Origin of the sequence: Flavobacterium potami, from assembly GCF_020026915.1 — a bacterium.
Classification (GTDB): Bacteria; Bacteroidota; Bacteroidia; order Flavobacteriales; family Flavobacteriaceae; genus Flavobacterium; species Flavobacterium potami.
Genome location: NZ_JAINUY010000001.1, coordinates 775040 through 795070 on the forward strand (window position 1 = coordinate 775040; position 20031 = coordinate 795070).

16 protein-coding genes are annotated in these 20031 nt (G+C 42.6%); 8 read left to right on the forward strand and 8 right to left on the reverse strand.

All coding sequences use genetic code 11. The annotated features are described in order from the left end of the window. Positions 1 to 67: 67 nt before the first annotated feature. The 5 genes from K6T82_RS03365 to dinB form a co-directional block, all read right to left on the reverse strand. Positions 68 to 2386: an ATP-dependent helicase gene (locus K6T82_RS03365; protein WP_223704593.1), complete on the reverse strand. Its 2319-nt coding sequence runs from the start codon at positions 2384 to 2386 to the stop codon at positions 68 to 70. Between the two features lie 291 nt (positions 2387 to 2677). Then, the gene (locus tag K6T82_RS03370; RefSeq protein ID WP_223704594.1) at positions 2678 to 2995 is read right to left on the reverse strand and encodes a DUF3606 domain-containing protein; all 318 of its coding nucleotides are present in this window, start codon (positions 2993 to 2995) and stop codon (positions 2678 to 2680) included. 124 nt (positions 2996 to 3119) lie between these two features. Then, the gene (locus K6T82_RS03375; protein WP_223704595.1) at positions 3120 to 3740 is read right to left on the reverse strand and encodes an alpha-ketoglutarate-dependent dioxygenase AlkB family protein; all 621 of its coding nucleotides are present in this window, start codon (positions 3738 to 3740) and stop codon (positions 3120 to 3122) included. Positions 3741 to 3801: 61 nt separating this feature from the next. Next, on the reverse strand, positions 3802 to 6858 hold the full coding sequence (locus tag K6T82_RS03380; RefSeq protein WP_149207799.1) for a DNA polymerase III subunit alpha: 3057 nt from the start codon (positions 6856 to 6858) through the stop codon (positions 3802 to 3804). Positions 6859 to 6861: 3 nt separating this feature from the next. Then, the gene (gene dinB / locus K6T82_RS03385) at positions 6862 to 8043 is read right to left on the reverse strand and encodes a DNA polymerase IV (RefSeq protein ID WP_149207798.1); all 1182 of its coding nucleotides are present in this window, start codon (positions 8041 to 8043) and stop codon (positions 6862 to 6864) included. 398 nt (positions 8044 to 8441) lie between these two features. Here dinB and K6T82_RS03390 point away from each other — a divergent pair, with 398 nt between their 5' ends. Further along, positions 8442 to 8891, forward strand: a complete 450-nt coding sequence (locus tag K6T82_RS03390) for a response regulator (RefSeq protein WP_223704596.1) — start codon at positions 8442 to 8444, stop codon at positions 8889 to 8891. Between the two features lie 75 nt (positions 8892 to 8966). On the opposite strand, the gene K6T82_RS03395 is transcribed toward K6T82_RS03390, so the two are convergent. Next, complete coding sequence (locus K6T82_RS03395) at positions 8967 to 9212, reverse strand: DUF6965 family protein (RefSeq protein WP_219071282.1); 246 nt, start codon at positions 9210 to 9212, stop codon at positions 8967 to 8969. Between the two features lie 728 nt (positions 9213 to 9940). On the opposite strand from K6T82_RS03395, the gene K6T82_RS03400 reads away from it, so the two are divergent. After that, entirely contained in the window at positions 9941 to 10396 is a 456-nt protein-coding gene (locus tag K6T82_RS03400) for a hypothetical protein (protein ID WP_223704597.1), read from the forward strand. Between the two features lie 533 nt (positions 10397 to 10929). Next, a complete protein-coding gene (locus K6T82_RS03405; RefSeq protein WP_044047735.1) occupies positions 10930 to 11139 on the forward strand; it encodes a hypothetical protein in 210 nt (69 codons plus the stop codon). Between the two features lie 443 nt (positions 11140 to 11582). On the opposite strand, the gene K6T82_RS03410 is transcribed toward K6T82_RS03405, so the two are convergent. Further along, a complete protein-coding gene (locus tag K6T82_RS03410) occupies positions 11583 to 12341 on the reverse strand; it encodes an SDR family oxidoreductase (RefSeq protein ID WP_219071280.1) in 759 nt (252 codons plus the stop codon). Between the two features lie 234 nt (positions 12342 to 12575). After that, a complete protein-coding gene (locus tag K6T82_RS03415; RefSeq protein ID WP_223704598.1) occupies positions 12576 to 14759 on the reverse strand; it encodes a hypothetical protein in 2184 nt (727 codons plus the stop codon). A 605-nt stretch (positions 14760 to 15364) separates the two neighbouring features. Here K6T82_RS03415 and K6T82_RS03420 point away from each other — a divergent pair. From K6T82_RS03420 to K6T82_RS03440, 5 genes are all read left to right on the forward strand, one after another. Continuing rightward, positions 15365 to 16531 carry a zinc-dependent alcohol dehydrogenase gene (locus tag K6T82_RS03420; protein WP_223704599.1) on the forward strand — a complete coding sequence of 389 codons (1167 nt, stop codon included), beginning with the start codon at positions 15365 to 15367 and terminating at the stop codon, positions 16529 to 16531. A gap of 179 nt (positions 16532 to 16710) precedes the next feature. Continuing rightward, positions 16711 to 16998 (forward strand): hypothetical protein, encoded by a 288-nt coding sequence (locus K6T82_RS03425; protein WP_219071278.1) that lies wholly within the window; start codon positions 16711 to 16713, stop codon positions 16996 to 16998. A gap of 414 nt (positions 16999 to 17412) precedes the next feature. Next, positions 17413 to 18036, forward strand: a complete 624-nt coding sequence (locus K6T82_RS03430; protein WP_223704600.1) for a YciE/YciF ferroxidase family protein — start codon at positions 17413 to 17415, stop codon at positions 18034 to 18036. 324 nt (positions 18037 to 18360) lie between these two features. Beyond that, positions 18361 to 18594, forward strand: coding sequence for a hypothetical protein (locus tag K6T82_RS03435; RefSeq protein ID WP_149207790.1), 234 nt, complete (start codon positions 18361 to 18363; stop codon positions 18592 to 18594). 267 nt (positions 18595 to 18861) lie between these two features. Beyond that, complete coding sequence (locus K6T82_RS03440) at positions 18862 to 20028, forward strand: PQQ-dependent sugar dehydrogenase (protein WP_219071277.1); 1167 nt, start codon at positions 18862 to 18864, stop codon at positions 20026 to 20028. Positions 20029 to 20031 lie beyond the last annotated feature (3 nt).

Below are 20031 nucleotides of genomic sequence, written 5' to 3' on the forward strand. Positions count from 1 at the left end.
CAATGGGCTTTTGTATAAAAAATGATTTAAGTACCGATACGGCAATACCGCTCTGATGAGCCGGTTTTTACCATTCTTCCTTTTTACTGTCTGTATTTTTATCATTAAAAATACGGCTATCTTCATTGTCAGCAAAGCCGTTCTGCTGCTCCTGGTCTGCAAATGGATCCGGCGCATTTTTTAAGTTTTCCTGGATATTCAAAAGTTCGGCAGGGGAAGAACTCTCAGGTTCAGCATCTGATCCGGCAGTTAGGAAACGAAACGAAAAGTCAATGGGTTTCTCTTTTCCCATTTCAAAAAAATGCACCGTGTACTGGTTTTTCTCCCTGTCCACAGCAAGCACTTTCCCTTTGTTCCAGACAGGATGCATTACAAGGTCCCCTTCAATGAACTCGGTATCTTCACTGTTTTTTGAGGCCGCTGCCGATGACTGTGCCGCCTGGAGGATTTCTGCTGACAGTTTTCCTTTACGCACATAAAATTCTTCCTTGATTTCAAAGAGGAACCTTGACGGGTATTTGTTGAGCCCTGTGGTGAAATTAAAGCCTTCCGAATCGGTCATATAAAACCTTTTCTCGGCTCTGGTAACGGCAACGTACATCAGTCTTCTTTCCTCCTCGATAGCCCGTTTTCTTCTTTCTTTTATGGAAAGGGCGCTTGGCAGCACCCCTTCGGTAAAACCGCATAGGAACACATAGGGAAATTCAAGCCCTTTGGAGATGTGGATGGTCATCAGGCGTACCTTATCCTGATTTTCCGTGTCTTTGTCCAGATCGGTATAGAGTGCAATTTCCTGCAGGTATTCGGCAATATTTACAGGGCCGTTGTTTTCTTTTTCCAGCAGCAGCATGGAGCTTACCAGCTCTTTTATATTTTCCAGCCTGTCCTCATCGCCGTCTTTTCGGTAGAGTTCGGACAGTCCGCTTTTATCGAGTATGATCTTGACCAGATCGGAAATGGAATTTGTCTGGGCATCTGTTTTCAGCTCTTCAACCAGAGCCAGGAAATCCGCAGCCCCTTTTTTATTGAGCTCTTTATCCTCAATATTATTTTGCAGGGCCTGAAATAGGGACAGGTTCTGTTCGCCCGCCAGAAGGCTGAGCCTTTCGAGGAACTTTTTCCCCAGCCCGCGGGAAGGGTGGTTGTGCATGCGCAGAAAAGAGAAATTATCGCCCTGCACGATAAGCCTTAAAAAGGAAAGGACATCTTTGATTTCCTTTCTTTCAAAGAAACGCACGCCGCCAAATATGGCGTAGGGAATATTTTCTTTGATCAGTGCCTGCTCGATATTTCTGGAGAGATGGTTGGAACGGTATAAAATGGTAATATCAGAGTAAGCGGCATTTTCCGATTTAAGGATTTCCTTGATTTCGGAAGCCACCCAGAAGGTTTCCTCAAAGTCATTTTTTCCATGGAAATGCACCACCTCAACCCCCTCGGGATTATCAGTCACCATATCCTTGTCCACCCTTACCTTGTTGTTTTTGATAATATGGTTGCCGACTTTGAGGATGTTTGGCGTAGAGCGGTAGTTCTGGTTCATGATAATGGTTTTCGTGTCAGGAAACATCCTGTCGAATTCCACCAGGTATTCGGGTTTCGCACCGCGCCACTCATAGATCGTCTGGTCGGGATCCCCTACCAGAAACAGGTTCTGGTGCACACGCGAGAGCATTTCCACCAGATGGAACTGGCTGTCGGAGCTGTCCTGCGCCTCATCGACCTGTATGTAATGCAGCATTTGCTGCCATTTTAAAAGCACATCAGGATTGCTGTCAAGTATGAAAGCCGTAAAATGGATCAGGTCATCGAAATCCAGCGCATAGTTGCGCTTCTGCTTGTCGAGGTATTTCTGATACACACGGCTGGAGAGCGATTCCTTCTCATCGGGCTCAAAGCTTTTATTTTCGAGCATGTATCCCAGATAATCGGAGGTGCTTTTCTGTTTGGAGATAAAGCGGAGCACCTGTTTGAAAGTGAGGTTTTTGGAATTGATGTCCAGTTCGGTGAACACCTCCCTTAAAATGGTTTTCTGGTCTTCGGCATCCAGTATGATAAAATTTTTCGGGTAATGGATTTTGTTGATTTCCTCACGCAGAAAACGTACGCAGAAACCGTGATAGGTTGTGATGAAGCTGACATCAAAAAGATCGCCAATAAGCGCCTTGACGCGCCTTTTCATTTCCTGCGCCGCTTTATTGGTAAAGGTCACGCAGAGGATATTGGAAGAATTGATGCCCAGCCTGTCCACAATGTAGGCAAAGCGGGAGGTAAGGGCCTTTGTTTTTCCTGATCCGGCGCCCGCAATAACACGCACGTAACCTTCTGTGGTTTTCACGGCTTGGAGCTGGCTGGGATTAAGGTTCTCTAGAATTGGATCGTTCATTTTTAAAACGGAATGTTTTTGATCTCTATTTATTTTTATAGCAGAGGGGCAGATCAAAGAGTCTGCAGCACAAATTTATGCAATTAACTCAAAAGAAGGGTAAGAAGCAATTGTTATATTTAGGATGCTTACCTATCGGTTAATGATACAGCGGTTATCTTAAAATAAAATCCTGAAGAGCATCATTTGACTGCCTAATCAAAAAAATGCCCTTCAGGATCTTTTCCATCTTCTTGTTTTTACTTTTTATAAAGCAATGATTAATAGGGATGCCGATACGTTTTTTGCAACTTAAAGCTGTGATAGTTTTGAAGGGTCTGTTGCCTCTTCAATGCTTTTCCCTTCCTGATTGTGATGTTCACTATTCTCCTTTTCATCATGCCAGGGACCATCTTTCAAACGGACGGTTTCTGAGGCGCTTTCTCTGGAAGGAGAATTATCATTCAAGTGCTCGGCTACTTCTTCCACAGTAGTGCCTGCTGCCCTTACGGCATCTTTTAGTATCTCCTCAGGGACATTTAACTTTTCAGCCCACTGCTGGATTTCAGCCTGCTGTGAAATATCAATATGAGCGTTCTGCTCTTGTCCGTTATTATGTAGATTTTCCATGATTTTTAAAATTTAATAGTGAATTCCAAAGTTAACATGACAGAAAAAAAAAGCTGTTATATTTTAAGCCCCTATTATTATAGGATTGCTATGGTTTTCAGTTGGTTAGAAAGGAGTCGTTATTTTATATTTCCCTGACCTGACGAAAGGTAAGGTTGATCCGGGGCAGTACGGGACGGGCTGTCTTAGGCACCTGGTGCTCCCAGTAGGTATTGGTGCTGCCTGCCATGAGAAGAAAGGTTCCGTGGTGCAGCGGAATTTCGATTGGCGCCATATTTTTGAGCACTTTATGACGCAGTCTGAACAGACGCGTTTCTCCGAAAGTCACAGAAGCGATGTTCATATTCTTATTGCTCGATGAGGTCTTGTCGCTGTGCCATCCCACACCATCGGTGCCATCTCTGTACAAATTGAGCAGTACGCCGTTAAAGTTTATGCGGGTTTCCTTTTCCACGCGCTCCCTGATCTGCAGCAGTTCCAAAGGCCAATCCGGATTGGATTTTCGCTCCGGCCTGCTGCTGTCCCCGTACCAGGAGATCATGCGGGGAGCTGTAACCACTTTGTCATACATGGGCATTTCATATTCCCTCCACCGTGTGCCGTGGTATAAAACATTGTAATAATGATCGGATTCGGTTTTGCTGAAGAAATTATCAATCAGCAGCAGGTCGGCATCAGGGACGTCAAATATTCTCCTGCCGCCGTTACCTGATGAAAAAATTTCGGTGTCATCAAAAAGCATCATTTTCTTTATTTTTTTAGTTCATACTCAGTGCAGGCTTAAAGCCTAAAGCCGAAGAAGCCTGTTAATTGCTCATTTTTAGCCTTGGAATATTGATTTCATGTTCCTGCGGATAGGGAGCGCGATGGGTCATGCTCACATCTTCGCGTATTCTCTGCTGCGCCCTGTATTTCCAGTCGTTCTCCTGTTCATAGCGCGGATCTGGTATAAAGGGCATTTTAGCCATCTTGGTAACCGTTATGGTGGGGAAATGGTAATCCACTTCCACACTGCCCAGCAGCAGGTAGCATCCTCCTCCCTGAAAAGGATACATGGCCAGGCTGTCGGTAAAATGCGCCGTATCAAAAAGCTGCCCTTCAGCATCTATCCAAGTGCCGAAATACATAGCGCCCATCTTTGTGGGCACATGCTTGCGGGAGATCAGATAAGCCAGCATTCGGACCTGTTTTTTATGATGGTCCAAAAGGTCTTTTGCCATGACACTGCCCCTGAAAGGAGTCTGAAGCAGATCAAAAGGGGAACAGGAGACCGGAAAGCCCAGCAGTTCAATCTCATCAAAGGCATCTTCAAAAGCAGAACGTTCCAGCTGGGGAAGAACAAATTCCTTTACAGGCTCCTGAAGCAGCATTGGTGCGCGGTTCTCGGGATTGAAGTTTACCAGAATTAGACGGGCAATGACCAGCAGCTGGTTTTTTGTTTTCCCGGTGAACCGGAATGCGCCGATGAAAATCAGAATCTGTATGGCTTCAATTCCAATGGGTATGCGGTTGATAAAATCTTCCAATGATTTGTAAAGCCCGTTTTTTTCCCGTTCCTGCTGGATCAAAACAGCTGTTTTGGATTCAAGGCTCTGCAGGTGCATGAACCCCAGATAGACATCAGAACCATACAAAGTGGTTTCCAACTGGCTTTTGTTCACGCAGGGATTGTGCACTGCCGCCCCTGACATCTTTGCTTCGTGGACATACACTTCGGTGCGGTAGAAACCGCCCTGATTGTTGATTACCGCCACCATAAATTCGATTGGATAATGCACTTTCAGATACAGGCTCTGGTAGCTTTCCACGGCATAGGAGGCTGAGTGTGCCTTGCAGAACGAATAGCCTGCAAAGGACTCGATCTGGCGGTATATTTCCTGGCTGAGCGCCAAGGGGTGCCCCTGGGCCGCGCAGGATGCAAAAAAATTGTCTTTTACTTTCTGCAATGCGGCTTTGGAGCGTCCTTTTCCAGACATGGCACGGCGCAGAATATCCCCGTCGGCTGCAGGAAGCCCGCCGTAATGCAGGGCAATTTTAATGACATCTTCCTGATATACCATAATGCCGTAGGTTTCCCCGAGCTGCTGCTCGAACACTGGATGGAAGTATTCAAACCTGTCGGGATGATTGTGCCTGAAGATATATTCCTTCATCATTCCCGATTGCGCGACCCCCGGGCGTATGATGGAGGAGGCCGCCACAAGGGTTTTATAATTGTCACATTTCAGACGCCGCAGCAGCCCTCTCATGGCAGGGCTCTCGATATAAAAGCAGCCTATGGTTTTTCCCATTGCAAGAAAGCTGTTGCAGCTGGCTTCATCTTTTGAAATGGTGGTGTCACGAATATTGAGCCTTATGCCGCGATTTTTCTCAATCAGTTTTACGCTGTCATCAATATGGCCGATCCCGCGCTGGCTTAGGATATCAAACTTTTCAAGCCCGATATCTTCGGCGGTATGCATGTCAAAAAGCACTATGGGAAAGCCCTTGGGAGGCATTTCCAGTACGGAATAGTTGGTGATGGGCTCTTCGGAAATCAGGATGCCGCAGGAATGCATGCTTCTCTGGTTGGGGTATTTCTCCAGCATCATGCCGTACTGCTGTACTTCACGGACCACTTCATTTGCAGGGTGCAGGGTCATCGGGTTTTTGGCAAGCGCATCGAGTTCTTCTTTTGGAAGCCCGAAAACCTTGCCTACTTCACGGAAAATAGAACGGTATTTGAATTCTACATTGGTGCCGCAGAATGCCACATGGTCATATCCGTAACGGGAGAAAATGTATTCCAGAATTATGTCACGTTCCTTCCAGCTCCAGTCAATGTCAAAATCGGGAGGACTTTTGCGGTTCAGGTTCAAAAAACGCTCAAAATACAGATCCAGTTCCAAAGGACATATATCGGTAATTCCGAGACAGTAGGCGATGATGCTGTTGGCACCGCTGCCTCGCCCAATATGCAGAAACCCCTGAGAATTGCTGAAACGGATGATATCCCAGGTAATTAAAAAATAGCCGCTGAATTCCAGCTGGTCTATTACCTTAAGCTCGCGGAACATCCTTGATTTTGCCTCTGCATTATGCTGCCCATAACGCCATTCGAGCCCCTGCTGGGCGAGGGTGCTGAGCAGCTGCAAGTCGTCCTTTTTGTTATTGGTGTAGTATTTCTTGTTTTTCGGCGTTTTGAAATCAAATTCAAAATGGCAGTCCGCTATTATTTTTTCCGTATTGGAAATGATCTGCGGGTATCCTTCATAACATTTCAGGATCCTGCCCAGATCCACCATTACTTCTGTCTTCCTGCAGTAATCGGTATTGCCGAGTCGTGAAAGAATTACATTCAGGTCAACGGCCCGCAGTATTTTATGCAGCTTGTATTCCGTTTTGGTGCGGAAGGTAACCGGCTGGAGCACGACCATCTTGTCTATTTGGTTCTTCCAGTCACTGAGAATCAGTACAGGGGTCTGTTCAGGACGAATCCCGATAAACTCATGTTCTTTTAAAACTGCGGGCACATTCTCCAGAGGATAAACCACAAAAACATTTTCAAAGTCCGGAGCGGACAAAGGAAGCGGGGCATTTTCAAAATTATGCCGGGTAAGAAAGCGGTTCATCTCAGCAAGGCCCGCCGCATTTTTTGCCAGCCCGATATAGCGCAGCTGATGCTCTGAGCGGAATTCTATTCCGACAATAGGCTTTATATTCACAGCCCGGCATCCCTTTACAAAGTCATAAATCCCTGTTACGGTATTAATATCAGTGAGTGCCATAGCCCTGACACCCAAGGCGGCTGCCTTGGATATCAGATCTTCGAGCGGTATGGTGCCATAACGCAGGGAGTGGAAGCAGTGGCAGTTGAGATACATGATTTATTTTTTACGTTTTAAGATTTCGTCTTTGGTATTGGGCTTAAAGGAAGCACCGGCGCAGCGCATCACCGCATCAAAACCGTAACGGTTTTTCATCCGGTCCATAGCCTGGTAGAGCGCCAGCATTTCCTGGGTATCGTTAAACAGGTCGATCTGATAGGTTCCCCGCACCAGTCCGCTGAAACGCACCCCAATCAAGCGCAGGCGCATCCGGCGCTGGTAGAGCCTGCCAAAAAGATCCATTGCGGTCTGGGTCAGGATATGATCTGCTGAGGTATACTGCACCCTGCACTGCTTTGTTTCTGTATCAAAGTTGGCATACCGGATCTTGACCGTAACCGTTGAGGTGAGCCACTGCTCGGAGCGCAGCTGATACGAAAGCTTCTCGACCATACCAAGGATAACCCTTCCCAGTTTATCCATGTCGATGGTATCCTGTGAAAAAGTATGCTCGGTGGAAATCGACTTTCTTTCGGTATACGGTTCCACGGGGTTGTTGTCAATGCCATTGGCTTTTTTCCAGAGTTCAATGCCGTTCTGGCCGATCATGCGCTGGAGCGCTTCGGCTGGCATTTCAGAAAGGGTCTTAATGGTACGTATGCCGATTCGGGATAAGAGCTGGAAGGTTTTATCGCCCACCATCGGTATTTTCCGCACTGAGAGCGGGTTTAAAAAAGACTGCACCAGATGCTCCGGGATCTCCAGGTTCTGTTTCTGTTTTCCTTCACCTGTTCCGATCTTCGATACCGTTTTATTGATGGAAAGGGCAAAGGTGAGGGGAAGGCCGGTTTCCTTTGTGATGCGCTGCGCCAGCTCATCGGTCCACTTGTAGCTTCCGTAGAATCTGTCCATTCCGGTGATGTCAAGATAAAATTCATCAATAGAGGCCTTTTCCACCACAGGGGCTTTCTCCTGAATGATTTCGGTAACGTCATGGGAGAGCCTTGAATAGAGTTCCATATCGCCTTTCATAACCTTGGCCTGCGGACATAACCTGAGCGCCATCTGGATGGGCATTGCCGAACGCACCCCGAAACGGCGCGCCTCATAGGAGCAGGAAGCCACAACGCCCCGCTCGCCCCCGCCGATAATCAGCGGAATCCCATTAAGCTCTGAATTGGTAAGCCTTTCGCAGGAGACGAAAAAGGTGTTCATGTCAATGTGTACAATAGCCCGGTTCATAATCTTTATCATTTATACCTGTCAAAATTAGCACAGATGATAACAATTTTTAAAAATATTATGTTCTAAATAATAACAAAAAATCAAAATACTGATTTTACGGGCGGTCTGGATTATGCTGCAATTAAGCAGAAAGACTTTATTCAGAATTTACGGCAGGTTTTTATTTTGGATTTTTTTAAACCGCCGCCGCCAGCATATTTGGATTTTTCCAAACAGGCATTTCAGCCCACAGGAATCATCTTTTTTTGAAAGTTTTTTCTTTTAGAAAAAAAGAATTATCTTTACAGTTACCACCAAAAAATGTAATTCTATTTTCAATAGTCTAAGACCTAAGTTTTTTTAACCACTGCGGCTTTCAGATCTATTTTTACCTGCCGCAATATAAATTTAAAACTATGTCACAAAAGCAGAATTGGGAGAAGATTATTTATCTGGCTGAAGATGACGAAGATGACAGACTGCTGTTTGCTGATGCAGTCGAAGAATTAAACCTGCCCATTTTGGTAGTGCAGACGGCAGACGGCTGCGAACTGCTGGAAGCCCTTGAAAAGGCGAAGCATCTTCCTGAAACGATATTTCTGGATATCAATATGCCCCGAAAAAACGGATTTGAATGCCTTAAAGAAATTCGAAACGGCGGCAGCGATTTCAAAAATATAAAGATTATCATGCTATCCACCAGCAGCAGTGCGATGCATATCCGGACCGCCTATAATCTAGGGGCGGATTATTATGCCGTAAAACCGCCTACCTTTATGGAATTGAAAGATCTTTTAAAAGGGATTTTGGACAGGGACCTTAAGAGCTTAAGAAAAGAGATGGAAAAAAAACTTCCAGCCTGCTAAAGATAAAAATAATGATGAGGGATCTGAATGCTTGCGGATCTTTAATCAGACAAGATCTTACAGGACAGGGCTTTATTATTCAGGGGCAGTTTCTTTTTCAGGGCTCCCTTGACTGGGCATGGTGCGTTTGATGTGCAGGTAAAAATCCTTGAGATGCCACCAGGCCGGGCATCTCTCTACAGGACCGTTGAAATTGCGTATGCCGATGTAGCAGCTCTTCAAAAAAAGCTGCGTATCTGTAATCTTTGCCCAGGGCTTCCATTCCACCTCAAGGGGAGGAGGAAACGCTTCAAAATGTCTTTTTATATCTTCGTAATTCATGCTGCAAAAATAATTCAAAACCATATATCAGACAAGGCCGGCATTGCTTTTACAGCCCGCCGGGCTTCTGTTTTCGATCAGGTTTTTCACTATTCTGGAGCCCAGCTGTTTGCCCGTATTTGACCTGTACTTTTTTGCCAGAATGATTTGGTTTTATATCGTTAAGGCCAAAGCGTGCTGCTTTTTTTTTTATAAAAAGGACGTATAAATACCATTTGTACGCCGCCAGATCCGGAGAATGATTAAATCAAATTGTCAAAAGAATGGGTTTAAGCCTTAAAAAGCTGTAATTCTAAAAGGATATACTGTAAGTGATCTGCCTTAGGTTTTGGTAAATTTGCTATATACTGGTAAAGGTAAACAGCAATTTAATCAGTCAGAAAAAAAACAGGGGACCGGCGGGGTTCGTCTGAAGGTTCTGTACAATGATTTAGTTAGTTACCGCATACCATTTCAGGCACCCGCCGGCTGCCAGAAAGCTCCTTGAATTTTGAGGGGCTTTTTTTGTCGGCGGACGTGCGCTGTAAACTTTATGCGCATCAGAGAAAATCAGAAAACTGCAATTCTTTCATTTTTTTTATTTTAGTATTGTATTTATTTCAATTGCAATTATTGGATTATCAGTGATTTAGTACTGTGTATTTTGTAAGAGCTGTATTTTAATTTTATAACGCAGCGGGGAAAAGCTGTGTTAAATTTGAAGTTTATACGAATAAAATTTAATTATTATGAAAACAGCATACTCATCCACTGTTCCTAAGGAATTAAGCAGCGGCCTGATCATTTTTGCAGGAGTTGCGCTTTTCTTTTTACTCATGGAGTTTTTGAATCTCTCCCATGTATTTTATCTGCGTTTATTGAATGTGTTTTTTATATTTTACGGCGTAAACAGGATTTTAAACATTAACCTTGCCCAAGGACAGAATAATTTTCTTTTGAATGCGGTATCAGCCATGATTACTTCGTTTATAGGCGTAGTGCTTAGTCTTGCTGCACTTATGATCTACAGTTATGCCCGGGGAGGCGACCATTACGTTGAATCCTTGTCCCAGACCTTTATGTTCGGAGCGGAACCTTCGGTTCCCATCTATATCCTTTGCCTTTTATTTGAAGGAAGCGCTTCGTGTATTGTGGTGACACTTGTTCTGATGCTCTGCAGAAACAGCAAGTTTAGAGCCGATTAAATATTTTGTTTTCAATTTTCGGCCTTTCATTGAAACAAGGATCTTTTTCTGCACATACGGAAGGATTTAATTTATTGATTTTTAATTATGTAAGCATTCTGTCAAAAAAAAATAGGGCTTTCTTTCCCAGCTGGCTATTTTATAAAACAGGAATGCAGGATGTTCCAATTATGAAAAACCTGATTTTAAAGCTGTAAGCTTTTTAAATCATGGTGCAGTATTTTTACGTTTTCTTTAAAATTATAAAATCACAGCGTAATGAAACTATTTAAAAGCAATAAAAAGCACATCATCGACCGTGCACAGCAATCACAGAAGAGAAAAGGAGCTATAATAAACGCAATGGTCATTTCAATAGTATTCTTTATTGCCGTGCTGCTGGTTTCAGTAATAGTGTAACGGCGTCTATTTAAAAAAAACTTGCTAATTTTTAGATTTTACCATAAAGTTTTGTAATAAAACACTGAAATTATGTAAGAATATAAGCAGGTTTTCTTTTAACTTGGGATTTCAAACTAATAAAATATATTGTTATGAAAATCAATTTTAAATCTGGGTTTGCAGTTCTGCTGGTGCTTGCAGGGCTTTCCATTTCGTGTAAAAAAAATGAGACAGTTCCTGCTGAAACCAATGATACTTATGCAGACAGCTCTGCTGTTGTGGCTGATACCATCAGTACGGTTCCAGCCGATACTGTTGGGACCGATACCTCTAAAACTATGACTCCGCCGCCAGCAAAGTAGGTTCTTAATTAAAATAAATGGTTATTATTAATTCAAAAAGCCTGCAGAAATATAATTTCTGCAGGCTTTTTAATTTTTTCCAGCTTAGCCACCGCCTTGTAAATATTTGTATAAGTTTCGACCTAAGCTTTTTAGCAATTGATTTTCCTGGATTCCTATTTTATGGAAAGGCAATGCGCCACGATTTTGCCACAAAACTTAGACCGGTGAAATATCTTTAAAAACCGATTTAACTTTTTGTGGCAAAATTGAAGGCAACTCCAAATCTGGAAATATTCGAAACCATATTTATTTAAACTTGATTTTGCCAAATTTAAGATTTCAAAAAGATTGTGCCAAGGTGATTGGGGGAAATTATTGAGAACGGATTAAAAAACTGTATCTATATCCATGAAATATATATTTACGGATCTTTATCAAAAGCCAGAATAAATGTGTTTCTATTAAATGATCTGCAGGTGCGGACGGATCTGCATCGTGACGATATCGCATCTTTTTGGCTGCGAGAGACAAAACAAAGTGCTCATTGCAATATCGTAAGCTTCCAGCATCTCCAGTTTCTCAACTTTCTCATGCTGCACTTTCTTCGGATCGGTCTGCATGTCACTTGTCACAGCGCCCGGTTCAATAAGGGAAACCTTGATCCCAAGAGGATTTAGTTCCTTGCGAAGTGAGGTGCTGAATCCGCGAATGGCTGTTTTTGTGGCTACATAAATGGTGCTTTCAGGCGTGCGGCTCTCCGCACTCATTGACCCGATATTGATGATATGTCCTGATTTGTGCTTTTTCATTCGTGCAGCAGCTGCCTGAGCAAAGGCAAGATAACCGGTAATGTTGGTATCGATCGCGTATTTGTAATCTTCATAAGTTTCCCCTGTTAGTCCCGGGGCTGCAACGGCCGCATTATTGATAAGGATGTCTATTCCACCGAGTTTGGTATCTGCTATTGACAGTATTTTGTCAATGTCCTCCTTTTTGGTAACATCTGCGGGAGTACCGTAAAGTTCGCTGTCCGGGAACTGCTTTTTTATATCTGCAACGGCTTTTTCAAAATCTTCCCTATCCCTTCCAAAAATAAGTACGCGCCCGCCAAGAGAAACCAAGACATCGGCAATTGCTTTTCCTATTCCGGTTGTTCCACCCGTTATAACTATTTTTTTATCCTTGATGTTCTGTCCAAAGTAATTTGTTAATTTTTCCATAAGTGTTTTTTTTTTTAAGTTATTATTATCTATTCTGTCCGGCATACTAAATTGAAATGTCACGGTAATACAGTGTCATAGTATGAAATTGGTGCGCAAATCTGGTTTTATCTATGCCATGTTACTATGTACAGATGCACATACTAAAAAAAAACCGTACTTGCGATCATTCTTTCCTGTAGATCTTTAGGTTCATTTTTCACATTCTGGGCCTTTAAACTGCAGGATCAAAAATTACCACTGAATTTTTACGGTGCCCCGGCCTGAAATTTTATACTCGTGTATATTCGCATTTGCTGTAAAAGGTTTTTGTGTTTGCTTATCCTGCAAGACCTCCATTTTAATGCTGCTGTTTTTAATTTTTATAATTTTTAAATTGCAGTTCAATTCTTTATCACCATCTAATTTTATGGTGACTGTATTTCCCCTTTTACTTTGATGAATAATGGGATAATCAACAAAAAGTAGAAACTCATCGCCAATTTTGATGTACTGCCTTGGCACGACACCAAAGGCCATTCCGGCGCCATAGACTTCCTGACCGACCTTGCCGCTTTTCTCCCAGCCGTTGTATAAATCTTCAAGTGGAATCCACAGATCAGCCTGAACTTCTCCGGTTTTAACTTCTTCAGAAATCATATCAAAAGGGAGCATAGCGGGATAGTAATAGGCAATCCTGCCGACAGCATATTTTATAAACTCGGGAATTAATGTTCTCAGTGCCGGAAGAATCTCAACATCTTCTGCCTGAACCATATATTCTGACAATGCTGCATAGACTTCCATCTCCTCATATGCGGCGGTATAAGGGGCATCATTCAAGGGAAAAATGGAGAAGAAATTGGTATAATTTTTACCAAATCCGTATCTGCAGTCATAAAGCTGAATATTTTTAAATAATCCCGTCAGGCATCTGTAACTTAAATCGAGGTAAAGTTTTTTATTGGTAATTTTGTATAATTCCAATAAAGCCCCGGCTGCAAAAGCAGTGTTATTGGCTTGATACAGAATGTTTAATCCGAGTCCTTCCAGTTTTTTTGCCGCTTTTTCTGCTTCGTTTAAGTATCGTTTTTCTTTAGTTATCTTAAAAAGCAGCAGCATCAAATGCGCGTATGCCCCTGGAACATCCCTTTCTCCTCCAGCGCCCGGTGCCGTTTCTTTTTTGATGACCTCAAGGGTTTCCATATTATAAAATACAGGCCACTCATAATTGAAATGGTGTGCCGTTCTTATAACATATTCTATCGAGTCAAGCACAAGTTTTTCTGAAGTTTTATCACCCCATAAGGCAAGTCTGGCCAGATTCATCAATGGATGATGCAGATACCAGGAATCCATCACCATTTCTTTTTTCTGCTCTTCGGACTGATCCAGTTTGTCAACCATCGAGGGAAGCCAGCGGTTTATGCAGTTTATTTTTTCATCATAAAATTCAGGTAATCCTTTAATTAAATCTTCGCAGATAGGCTCTTTTTCGCCGCCCCATTTTTCATATTCTTTAAAAGGAGCCAATACGGCAAGCTGGACCATACTTTCGGGCGGCGTTTCATAGTCGCATAAGTAGGCATTTAAATAGGGGTGTCCTAGCTTTTGTGTCCAGGAACCCTTATTAGTCGTTAAATCTGAAACCACTTTCTGAGCGATTTCCGGCCAGTTGTGATATTCGATCCGCGGCTGTTCAAGCAGTTTATATACCGTGACCAGATTATTTAAAAAATGCTCGCAGATTGTTGTTGTCTGATCAAATATCTCAGTATGAAAAACGACATAGGCATTCGAGATAGTGAAGGCTTTTCCCGCCGGAAGAGGCAGTTTATCAGTGGTAGGTAGTTGAAACCCGATTTCGGGCCAGCTTCCGCCTACTGTATTTTTGGATTCCGTTTCCGTAGCTTCACAATACTCGGATAGTGATGTAAGGTTTTGAAAATAAAAAAACGAACCTGTCTGCGGTTTTGTAATGCTCGCAAAAAGAAGTCCGGAGCGGGATCCTAACTGTTCCATGTGAATTGTTCCGGCAGTATTAGCAATATTCCCGCTTTGCGTCAGCGGAATTATGTCCCTCGGCCAAAATGGCATCAAGAGAGGAATATTAGCATTGAAGGATGTGGTGTAATGCAAAACTGGTGCTTCAGCAGAGGGAAATTCAATACGGACCTCATAATTGCCAAGTCTGGAATTGAGTACTACGATTACAATATCCTGGTCTTCAAAAAGATTGGTAACTTCAAAACAGCTGTTCATGGCAAATGCGGCACGAAAGGCTATTTTCCCAGTACCGGGCATTATAGCAACAATCCAAAGCGAATCGCCCGTATTATAAAATTGATACGTGGAAGAATGAATTTTTTTCTCCAAAAGTATTTCACTATTTTCAATATCTGCCTGGGCAGTTGCGCTCCATGGTGTAACTGTATGCATATTGATCATTTTTAGTTTATAAAAAGTGATATCCAGTGAATAGGGAATGAGAGATTCAGCCTGTATTTAGAAGCACATTAAAATTATTCCCAGTTAAAGAGAACAAAACCAGTCACAACCGCTCCTATAGAGAGCAGAAGGAAATAAGTTAATAGGCCGTAATTTCTAAAAAAGGCATCCATCATCCAATTGGTTTATATCAAATTTCGGCATATCATTAATTTTTCTTCTTACATAATTTGTACTAGTTCTTACAAGATTTTCCAAAGATGAGAATTGGTCATAGTAATTGATTACTCTCCTGAAATGGCTTTGGACCAAAGCTGGTCTCCAGAAAAAGAACGGAGACAGTAAAATAAAAAGCTTGTAGAAAGAAAATTGGAAGCATACTATGCCTATTGGGCTTTCTTGCGCGTGCCAATGACGAACCCTCTAGGCTCATTCACTAACATAAAATTGTCTGCAGGTTATTGCCAAGATGTGATGCGGAGCGGGGATCATACCTGAACAACAGTGTTTTATCTGTAAGAATTTAAGATGATCCTGTAAAATTAATGCCTTAAATTATAGTTACTTAGCTATCACTTAATTTTAAAAAGGACATCATGAAAGCAGCAGTTATTCACGGACCTGGTTCGATTAAATATGATACGGTAGAAGATCCAAAAATCATAGCACAGGATGATATTATTCTAAAAGTTACTTCCACGGCAATATGCGGATCGGATCTGCATATTTATTCTGGTGCCATGCCAACAACTCCCATGGTGCTTGGCCATGAATTTATGGGTATTGTGGAGGAAACGGGCTCGGCTGTCACCCACCTGAAAAGAGGGGACCGAGTTGTGGTTCCTTTCCCGATTGCCTGCGGGAATTGTTTTTTCTGCAATCACGATGTTCCGGGCAACTGTGAGCACAGCAACCCCGAACATTACGGTCCTGAGGGTGGAATTCTCACAGAGAAAGGCGGGGCACTTTTCGGTTATACAGACCTCTATGGCGGGTATGACGGAGGTCAAGCACAGTATGTGCGCGTACCATATGCCAATTACGGACCCAGAGTTGTTCCTGAAGATCTAAGTGATGAGCAGCTTCTTTTTCTAACCGACATATTCCCGACAGGCTATACCGGGGTGGACTGGGGGGAAGTCAAGGGCGGGGAAACCGTAGCGATATTTGGTTCGGGACCTGTTGGTATCATGGCGGCCAAAAGCGCCTGGCTTAGAGGCGCGGCGCAGGTCATTGTAGTTGACACACTTCGGTTTAGACTCGATAAAGCTAAAGCTACAGCGGGCTGTACCACAATTCTATGGCAGAATGGGCCTAAAGATGTTGTTGAACAGATCCGTTCTCTTACAAATGGCCGCGGCGCAGATGTCTGCATTGACGCGGTTGGATTTGAACCGGACCGTAATTTAGCTGACCGTATTAAGGCAACCATCAATTTCGAAAAAGGATCAACAAAAGTTTTAGAAGCCTGCATGAGCGCCGTAAGAAGAAGCGGAATTGTTTCTGTTTTGGGTGTTTATCCTGTCAACTATGATAATTTTCCGATAGGACAGTTTTTTGATAAAGGGATAATCCTAAAAGGAGGGCAGGCTCCGGCTCACAAACACATTGATAAACTTTTAGAATATGTGGTTCAGGGAAAGGTGAAGCTAGAAGACATTATAACGCACAGACTGCCGTTGAGTGAGATTTCACATGCTTACGATATTTTCAAAAAACGTGAAGACGGATGTGTAAAAGTAGTACTTGATCCGTGGAAATAGAAATAATTCTTCAACGCGTCATGCTTATTATATCTAAAAACCGATTGCGTTAAATATAATTATCGCTCTGGTTATTAATTGTTTAAAGTACTAAATCTGTAAATACTTCATTTAATGATATAACGATCTCAACTTTTAAGATATTAACTTTGAGGTTATTGAAACTAAAATAGGACATTATGAAAACAATATTAAAAACTTCATTCCTTACACTGATCTTTACCCTGGTGCTATCTTGTAAAAACAATCAGAATTCCAGCACAGATCCATACGCAGATGAAACAGATTCAACGCAGGCAGCTGTTGACAGCATTGGAGCTGACTCGGATACGACCCGTACAAGTACAAATGGAACAACTGGTGCTACCGGCGAGGGTTCGACTGGTTCTGGTTCGGATGGAACTACGCAAAAAGGGACTACAACCATAAACAAAGATTCAACATCTAACAGTAAAGGCAGTAAATAGCTGCCAAGGTTGATTATTTATATTTCTATTTAAACCTGCATCCTGTTTGGATGCAGGTTTTTTTGTGTGCACAATCCTTCTATCTTTTGGAATTTAAACGTTTAAAAAAATCGTGCATCCATGGTGCTTGCTGCCACATTTTATGCTTCTTATAGTTTTTCTCACACATAGTAAGCGCGACGGCGGTTTCAAGTAAAGTGGTTCTTCAAAATACTAGCAGCCTTTAGTGTTTTTTAAGTGTAATAGGTTCGAATAATTATTGGCAGCTTTTGTTTCCGATGTATTAGTTCGCGTCTGTAACCTGCTGATTTATATTGCTATGAGGTTTGAATACTGTAAGATATAACGGATCATTATGTAAGGCTCTCTGTTGATGGCTTTGTAAATTTGGATATAATATTAAATTAAAAAATTATGGCAACTACAGCAAAAAAAACTACGGCGGATAAAGCAAAAAGTACGGCATCCAAAAGTACTGCATCAAGAAATACTGCAAAAACAGCATCTAAGAGCGCAGACGGAAAAGTAAAAGCAAAATCGACTGCTGCCGATGGACTAAGAGAACTATTTGTAGATTCATTGAAAGATATTTACTGGGCAGAAAAAGCCCTGACTAAAGCATTGCCAAAAATGGCTAAGAACTCCACTTCCGAGAACCTGGTAACTGCTATCAACGATCATCTTAGCGTTACAGAAGAACAGGTTAAAAGACTGGAGCAGGTTTTTTCTTTAATTGGCGAGAAGGCTGCGGCCAAGAAATGCGACGCAATGGAAGGACTTATCAAGGAAGGAGAAAGCATTATGGAAGAAACCGAAGCAGGACCTGTTCGTGACGCAGGAATCATAGCAGCGTCTCAGAAAATAGAGCATTACGAGATTGCAACATACGGTACATTGGCAGCTTTTGCTACTACACTTGGCGAAGATGATGCGGTACTGCTGCTGGAGAAAACATTGGCGGAGGAAAAAGAAGCAGATACACTGCTTACCGAGGCAGCCTATAATACCATTAATTTTGATGCAAACGAGGAAGATTAGGCCTAGGAATAATATAAAAGTTGGCCTGTACTGTGAGTACGGGCCTTTTTTATAAGCGTTACTAGTATGCAGATTACCTAAAGTTCAGATCAGGTATTGTAATCCGGTTAATAAATACAAATACAGTACCTCGCAGGTTATATAATCTACAGCTCATCGAAAGGAAGGTGAAATTTACAGGTCAGGCCTGCAGTCAGCTTATATTATTTGTATTAAGAACTTATAAGAGATGGCCAGCTGATGCAAGTTTTGGAGTACTGTTTTTTTTCATATATGATATTATATTTATTTTTATTATGCAACATTTAAAAATTACAAGAATAAATGAAAGATTTATTAGAGAAATTTGAAAACGATTTGAAAATACATCTCGAAAGTACTTTTGCTTCGTCCAATCAGGAAGATCCGATCAGAAAGTTGGACGAAACAGAAAAGACTGTCTTTGATTACGTCGACAATTACCTTTTGGAATCTTCCCTTATCGCCAAAGATGTAGAAAGATCTGTACAGCTGATTTTGGACGAATTTGCTAAATCAAAGATTAAATACATCCAATAACCGACGAGGAAATTTAGTTTATAAAAATTTTCGTCCTGTCTCACTATCTAGTACTGCCGCTGAGAACTCAATTCTGCCTGCCAGACCCATTTTACCCATTCCAATCCTACTTGAATTTTCCCATCTGCTGTAAATCCTATAAGTATTAGAGCATATCTTGTAATTGATTACTATTTATTGGTAATACTTTTGGATATGCAAATCAAGACTAATATTCTCATTTTAAAGTATTTGAGCAGCTATTGATAACTAATTAATTTACGCTATATGAAAACGAAATACCAGTTTACTGCATTTCTATGTGTGATGGGGCTGCTTTCCTACGGCCAGAAAGGCATACCTCCTAAAGAAGATACCAAGAAAGTGACCATTACCAATTTCCCTACCCATCTTGAGTACAGTTCCTCACTCGCATCGGGCCTTAAAACGGCAAATGGCTGGCAGGCGACCCCTGCCGCGATGGGACTTGGAAAACCAAGGATGCTGTATATCGGCAAAAAAGGCCAGCTCTATGTTACAAGACGCGATGCGGGAGATGTGCTGATGCTGACCGATACCAACAACGACGGCAGGTTTGACGATATGACACGTGTAGCTGATTTTCCAGGAGTACACGGCATTACGGCCAAAGATGATTTTATGTACCTGTGCAATAACAACAAAGTACTTAGATATGCATTAAATGCTGATGGAACTTTGGGCAAGGCCGCCGATACGCTGATTAAAGATCTGCCGAGCGGCGGGCAGCATGCGAACCGCACGATGGATTTCGGGCCTGACGGCAAATTGTATATCTCAGTGGGAAGCGTCTGCAACGACTGTAAGGAAAGCGATAAGGAAACTGCCGCCATGCTGCAGGTGGACCCGCAGACTTGGAAAAGAACGCTTTATGCGTCAGGGCTTCGAAATACCATCGGTTTTGACTGGCAGCCTCAGACCAAAGAAATGTGGGGTGTGGACAATGGCGGAGACACTAAAGGAGACGACTGGCCTCCCGAAGAATTAAATAAGATTATTATGGGAGGCAATTACGGATTTCCTTTCGCCTACGGCAAGAAGGAAGTGGATCAGAGCAGGGAAGACCCTGTGGGCAATACCAAGGAGGGCTGGGTCAAACCTACTCAGGCATCTATACTGGATTTCCCGGCGCACAGCGCCCCTATTGCTTTTGCATTTTTCGACAGCGGTAAAAATAAAGGAGATGCACTGGTGTGCTGGCACGGCTCATGGAACAGACAAAATCCGAGCGGTTACAAAGTGGAACGCATCAAATTTGACAGCAAGGGCAATCCCACAGGGTCTGAAGATTTCTTAACGGGATTTTTAATCGGCAGCGAACGGTTCGGCAGACCCGCAGGACTGGCGATCGGTTCTGATGTGGTTTATATATCAGATGATGCAAATGGTATTATTTATGCACTCAAACAAAAATAAAGA

What these genes read in the sequence shown, in the direction of transcription:
- K6T82_RS03415 (WP_223704598.1), bottom strand. Translation starts at nt 14,759, where the DNA reads ATGCATACAGTTACACCATGGAGCGCAACTGCCCAGGCAGATATTGAA.
- K6T82_RS03430 (WP_223704600.1), top strand. Translation starts at nt 17,413, where the DNA reads ATGGCAACTACAGCAAAAAAAACTACGGCGGATAAAGCAAAAAGTACG.
- K6T82_RS03410 (WP_219071280.1), bottom strand. Translation starts at nt 12,341, where the DNA reads ATGGAAAAATTAACAAATTACTTTGGACAGAACATCAAGGATAAAAAA.
- K6T82_RS03365 (WP_223704593.1), bottom strand. Translation starts at nt 2,386, where the DNA reads ATGAACGATCCAATTCTAGAGAACCTTAATCCCAGCCAGCTCCAAGCC.
- K6T82_RS03390 (WP_223704596.1), top strand. Translation starts at nt 8,442, where the DNA reads ATGTCACAAAAGCAGAATTGGGAGAAGATTATTTATCTGGCTGAAGAT.
- K6T82_RS03425 (WP_219071278.1), top strand. Translation starts at nt 16,711, where the DNA reads ATGAAAACAATATTAAAAACTTCATTCCTTACACTGATCTTTACCCTG.
- K6T82_RS03380 (WP_149207799.1), bottom strand. Translation starts at nt 6,858, where the DNA reads ATGTATCTCAACTGCCACTGCTTCCACTCCCTGCGTTATGGCACCATA.
- K6T82_RS03440 (WP_219071277.1), top strand. Translation starts at nt 18,862, where the DNA reads ATGAAAACGAAATACCAGTTTACTGCATTTCTATGTGTGATGGGGCTG.
- K6T82_RS03405 (WP_044047735.1), top strand. Translation starts at nt 10,930, where the DNA reads ATGAAAATCAATTTTAAATCTGGGTTTGCAGTTCTGCTGGTGCTTGCA.
- K6T82_RS03375 (WP_223704595.1), bottom strand. Translation starts at nt 3,740, where the DNA reads ATGATGCTTTTTGATGACACCGAAATTTTTTCATCAGGTAACGGCGGC.
- K6T82_RS03395 (WP_219071282.1), bottom strand. Translation starts at nt 9,212, where the DNA reads ATGAATTACGAAGATATAAAAAGACATTTTGAAGCGTTTCCTCCTCCC.
- K6T82_RS03435 (WP_149207790.1), top strand. Translation starts at nt 18,361, where the DNA reads ATGAAAGATTTATTAGAGAAATTTGAAAACGATTTGAAAATACATCTC.
- dinB (WP_149207798.1), bottom strand. Translation starts at nt 8,043, where the DNA reads ATGAACCGGGCTATTGTACACATTGACATGAACACCTTTTTCGTCTCC.
- K6T82_RS03370 (WP_223704594.1), bottom strand. Translation starts at nt 2,995, where the DNA reads ATGGAAAATCTACATAATAACGGACAAGAGCAGAACGCTCATATTGAT.
- K6T82_RS03420 (WP_223704599.1), top strand. Translation starts at nt 15,365, where the DNA reads ATGAAAGCAGCAGTTATTCACGGACCTGGTTCGATTAAATATGATACG.
- K6T82_RS03400 (WP_223704597.1), top strand. Translation starts at nt 9,941, where the DNA reads ATGAAAACAGCATACTCATCCACTGTTCCTAAGGAATTAAGCAGCGGC.